Genomic DNA, 4,702 nt, shown 5'->3' with positions numbered 1-4,702 from the left:
TCGCCCGCCGGATGGTGCCGTCCGCCGCGTCGCCCGGTCGGTGCCGCCCGCGCCCGTCCCGGCGGCGCGGACAGGCCCAGGCAACACACACAGGCCCAGGCAACACACACAGACCCGGGCCCACACACACAGACCCGGGCCACACGCACAGACCCGGGCCACACGGACAGACCCGAGCGGCGGCTCACACCCCGCGGGTCTTGGCCTCCGGCGGCGAGGCCCGGTGGAAAAGCTGGTACCAGCGATAGCCCAGCCCCTCCCGGATGATGTAGTGGATCTTGGTGTCGACGCCGCGGACGGACGGTCCGGTGGTCACCGGCGACGTGCTCGCGGTCAGTCCCAGGTCACGGGCCATCGTGCGGGACCTCAGACTGTGCCACGGGTCGGTGACCAGGACCGCCGAGCGCCAGTGCCGCGAGTTCATCACCCCGGCGACCGCGGTCAGCGAACCGAGCGTGTCCGATCCCTCCGGCACGACGATCACCTCGTTCGCCGGCACTCCCCGGCGGCGCAGGTAGGCCGCGCCCGCCTCGGCCTCGGTGAAGCGGTCCCCCGGCTGCTTGCCACCGATGGTGATCACGGCGGGCGCCACTCCCTCGCGGTACAGCGCCAGGGCGTGGTCGAGCCGCGCGGCGAACACCGCGGAGGGGCGGCCGTCGTACTGGGACGCGCCGAGCACGACCAGTACGTCGGACCGTGGGTGATGGTCCTCCCGGCCGACCCACCACACCTGGACGAGCGTCGTGACGGAGGCGATGACGAGGGCCGCGACGAGCGCGGCCACCACGCGCGCGGCCCATCGCCACCACCGCACCCGATACCAGTCGGCGTGAAATGGACGGAAGGCGAAACGAGGACGGGACAGACCCACGCAAAGGACGTTAGCCCTCTACCGCGCCTTCCCTCGTGCCCGGGACCACCTCCGCCCGCCCCTGCGCGGGGCGAGCGGCCTGTCCGGCGGCGGTTGCGCCGCCGGTCAGGTCTCGGCCGTCACCAGCGGGAGTCAGTGACCGGCGCTCGCCGGCGAGCCGAGCGCCTCCCAGTCGAGGGTGGCCGCAGTGAGGTCCCGAAGGGTGGCGAGCAGGCCCAGGCGGGCCCGGCGGACCGCCGGATCGGGGTCCATCACCATCAACCCGTCGAAGAAGCCGTCCACGGCCACCGGCAGCTCCGCGGCGGCCGTGACCAGGTCCGCGAGCGGGACGAACGCAGCGTCGGCGGCCTCGTCCGCGCCCAGCCCCCGGTCACCGAGCGCACGGGCGAGGTCAGTGACGACCAGCAGCAGGCGCTTCGCGGCCGGCTCGACGAGCCGTTCACCGTCGAGAACTGCCGCCGTGCCCGCCGGCACGATCCGGCGCACTCGTTGCAGTGCCGCGGCGAGAGCGGCGAATCCCGCGGTGTCCGCCGGCGTCGACGAGGCGCCGGTGAGCGTCCGCAGCGTCACGAGGGTCGCCGCGGCGCGGGCCGGGACGCCGGTCAGCGGGCCGACGGCGCCGACCAGCCGGTGGTCCACCCCGCTGTCGAGAAGCTGCTGGGTGTACCGGCCGCGGACGAACCTCTCGGCCGCGCCCAGCGCGTCGGCGGACACCGGCACGGGGCTCAGCCGGGCGGCCCTGGCCAGCAGGTCCGCGAGGTCCAGGCCGGCGAACTCCGGCTGGCCGGCGAGGATGGCCGCGGCACCGAGCGCGGCGCGGCGCAGGCCGAACGGGTCGGAGCTGCCGCTGGGGGCCGCGTCCAGGGCGAAGAGCCCGACGAGCAGGTCGAGGCGGTCGGCCAGGGCGAGCAGGGCGCCGGCAACGGTGCCCGGCAGCTCGTCACCGGCGCGGCGCGGCAGCTCCATCTCGTACAGCGCGGTGGCGACCGCTTCGGGCTCGCCGGCCCGGCGGGCGTACTCCCGCGCCATCGTCCCGGCGAGGCTGGACAGCTCGATGACCATCTGGGTGGCGAGGTCGAACTTGGCGAGCGCGGCGGCCCGGTCCAGCGTCGCCCGCGCCTCGCCCGCGAGACCGATCTCGCCACCGAGTGCCCGGGCCAGCGCGCCGATCCGGTCGGCCCGGTCCGCCACCGAGCCGAGCCGCTGCTCGAAGGTGAGCTTCGCCAGGCCCGCCCGGAACGTCTCCAGGGGGACCTTGACGTCCGCGTCGTAGAAGAACGCCGCGTCGGCGAAGCGGGCCCGGATGACGTCCTCGTTGCCGGCGCGGACCAGCGCCTCGTCGACCTCGCCGTCGGCGACGGCGACGAACGCGGGCAACAGCTGCCCGGCCGCGTCGCGCACCGGCAGGTAGCGCTGGTGCTTGCGCATGACGGTGGTGAGGATCTCGGCGGGCAGAGCCAGGAAGCGGGCCTCGAAGGCGCCCAGCAGCGGCCGCGGGTACTCGACGAGGTTCGTCACCTCGGCGAGGGTGCCGGCGTCGGCGACGGGGTCGATGTGGCCGCCGGAGTCGGCGGTGAGCTTGGCCGCCTCGTCGACGATGAGCTCACGCCGCTCCGCCGGGTCGATCATGACCGAGCGGGTGGCGAGCAGCTCGGGATAGCCGTCCGCGCCGGCCACGTCGATCACCGGCGAGCCGGCGCGGCGGTGCCCGCGGGTGGTCCGCCCGGCGGCGAGGCTCGAGACCGCGACCGGCACCACGGTCTCGCCCAGCAGGGCTACCAGCCAGCGCACCGGACGGCTGAACGACAGCGTCGGGTCGCCCCAGCGCATGTTGCGCTCGGCGCGCAGGCCGGCGACCAGCTCACCGAGCAGGCCCGCGAGCACGTCGAGCGCGTCGCGACCAGCCTGGGTGCGCACCAGGGCGACGTGCTCGGCGCCGCGGTGCGTCACGACCCGCAGGTCCGCCAGTTCACCGCCCTGCCCGCGCAGGAAGCCGGTGACGGCCTTCGTCGGCGCGCCGGTGGCGTCGTAGGCGGCCGAGACCCGCGGGCCACGCACCTCCTGCTCGACGTCGGGCTCGCGCGGGGCCACGTCCTCGACGATCGCCACGATCCGCCGCGGCGTGCCCGCCACCCGGACCTCGCCGTGGGTAAGGCGGGTGGCGGCGAGCCGGTCGAGCAGGCTGGCGCGTACCGCCTCGGTCGTGCGGGTGACCTCGGCGGCCGGCAGTTCCTCGGTCCCGATCTCGAACAGCAGGGTGGCCGGCTCGGTCACCGCCGCCGTCACCTCGGCCGGCACGGCCGGCGCCGCCGGGCTCGCGACGCCCAGCGGGTACCCGAGCTCCTCGCGGCGGTCCCGCCACAGCGCGGCGACCTCCCGGGACAGCCCGCGCATCTGGGTGAACGCCGTCGCCCGCTCGGTGGTCGAGACCGCGCCGCGGGAGTCGAGGATGTTGAACGCGTGCGAGCACTTCAGCACGTACGAGTGGGCCGGGACCGGCAGCCGCGCGTCGACCAGCCGGCGGGCCTCGGCGGCGTAGTCGGCGTACATCCGGCGCACGGTGTCGATGTCGGCGTCGTCGAGGTAGTAACGCGACATCTCGTACTCGGCCTGCCCGAACACCTCGCCGTAGGACACCCCCGGGGCGTAGGCCAGCTCGCTGAAGTGACGCACCCCCTGCAGCGCCATGAGGATGCGTTCCACGCCGTAGGTGATCTCGACGCTGGTCGTGTCGAGGGTCTGGCCGCCGGCCTGCTGGAAGTAGGTGAACTGGGTGATCTCCAGCCCGTCGAGCCAGACCTCCCAGCCGAGGCCCCAGGCGCCGAGCGCCGGCGAGGCCCAGTTGTCCTCGACGAAACGCACGTCATGGGCGGCGGTGTCGACCCCGATCGCGGCCAGGCTGCCCAGGTAGAGCTCCTGGGAATTACCCGGGTCCGGCTTGAGGATCACCTGGAACTGGGTGTGCGTCTGCAGCCGGTTCGGGTTCTGGCCGTAGCGGGAGTCGTCCGGGCGGACCGAGGGCTCCACGTAGGCCACCCGCCACGGCTCCGGGCCGAGCACCCGCAGGACCGTGGCCGGGTTGAGCGTACCGGCGCCGACCTCGGTGTTGAACGGCTGCATGATCATGCAACCGTGGTCGGTCCAGTAGCGGGTCAACGCCAGCAACGCGTCCTGCATGGTCAGCATCGGGTGAGCCTCGGCTTTTCACGGTCACGGTCACGGTCGGGGCGGGACGCCCCGCCGCCGGTGGTGTCTGCGGGCCGCGGACGGACGGCTGCCCGCGGGCGGGCCGGTCAGCGATCACGGCTACGCCGAGCGGCCGACCGGAGGGCAGGTGCCACGCACCCGCGCCCGGCGCACACCTGTCCGCGTGGCCACGATGCCGATTCGAGGCTACCGGTCCGCACCGACAATCCGCCGCGAGGCCGCGCCCGCACCCGCACCTCGTGTGGGACGGCCATCGGGCCGCTTCTGTAGCGTTGCGTGCCCGTTTTGCCCCTACAGAAGCGGCCGCGATCTGCTCAGCCGCGCGGTGGATGGGGGCGCTCAGCGGCGGCGGGGTGCCGCGGTGTCCGCGTCGGCCGCGCGGTCGGAGCTGAAGGTGCCGGCCGCGGGGCCGACGGCGGCGAGGATCTCGAAGGCGCCGGGGGCGTCGACCGCGTGTGCCAGCAGCGGCGTCAGCGTCCGCCGAACCTCGAAGGAGGACAGCGCGCGGCGCCACGGGCCGGGGCCGTCCCACTCGGTGATGAGCAGCCAGGACTCGGGGGCGTCGAGCGCTCGGGCGAGTCGGCCCGAGCGGAAGCCGCGGGCCACGGCGAGCGCGTCCAGCGC

2 protein-coding genes and 1 pseudogene are annotated in these 4,702 nt (G+C 74.6%); all 3 read right to left on the bottom strand.

Annotated elements, in window-relative coordinates; all coding sequences use genetic code 11:
* Positions 1–184 precede the first annotated feature (184 nt).
* Positions 185–871, bottom strand: a complete 687-nt coding sequence (locus tag MXD58_RS20300; RefSeq protein WP_248840012.1) for a YdcF family protein — start codon at positions 869–871, stop codon at positions 185–187.
* Between the two features lie 132 nt (positions 872–1,003).
* Positions 1,004–4,057, bottom strand: a complete 3,054-nt coding sequence (locus tag MXD58_RS20295; protein WP_248840013.1) for a glycine--tRNA ligase — start codon at positions 4,055–4,057, stop codon at positions 1,004–1,006.
* Between the two features lie 360 nt (positions 4,058–4,417).
* Positions 4,418–4,702 (bottom strand): annotated as a pseudogene (locus MXD58_RS20290) (antibiotic biosynthesis monooxygenase); the annotation flags it as partial.

Origin of the sequence: Frankia sp. AgKG'84/4 (assembly GCF_023242965.2) — a bacterium.
In the GTDB taxonomy this organism is placed as follows: domain Bacteria; phylum Actinomycetota; class Actinomycetes; order Frankiales; family Frankiaceae; genus Frankia.
Note: the sequence above shows the minus strand (reverse complement) of the source record. Positions and strands in the feature narration are given on the sequence as shown.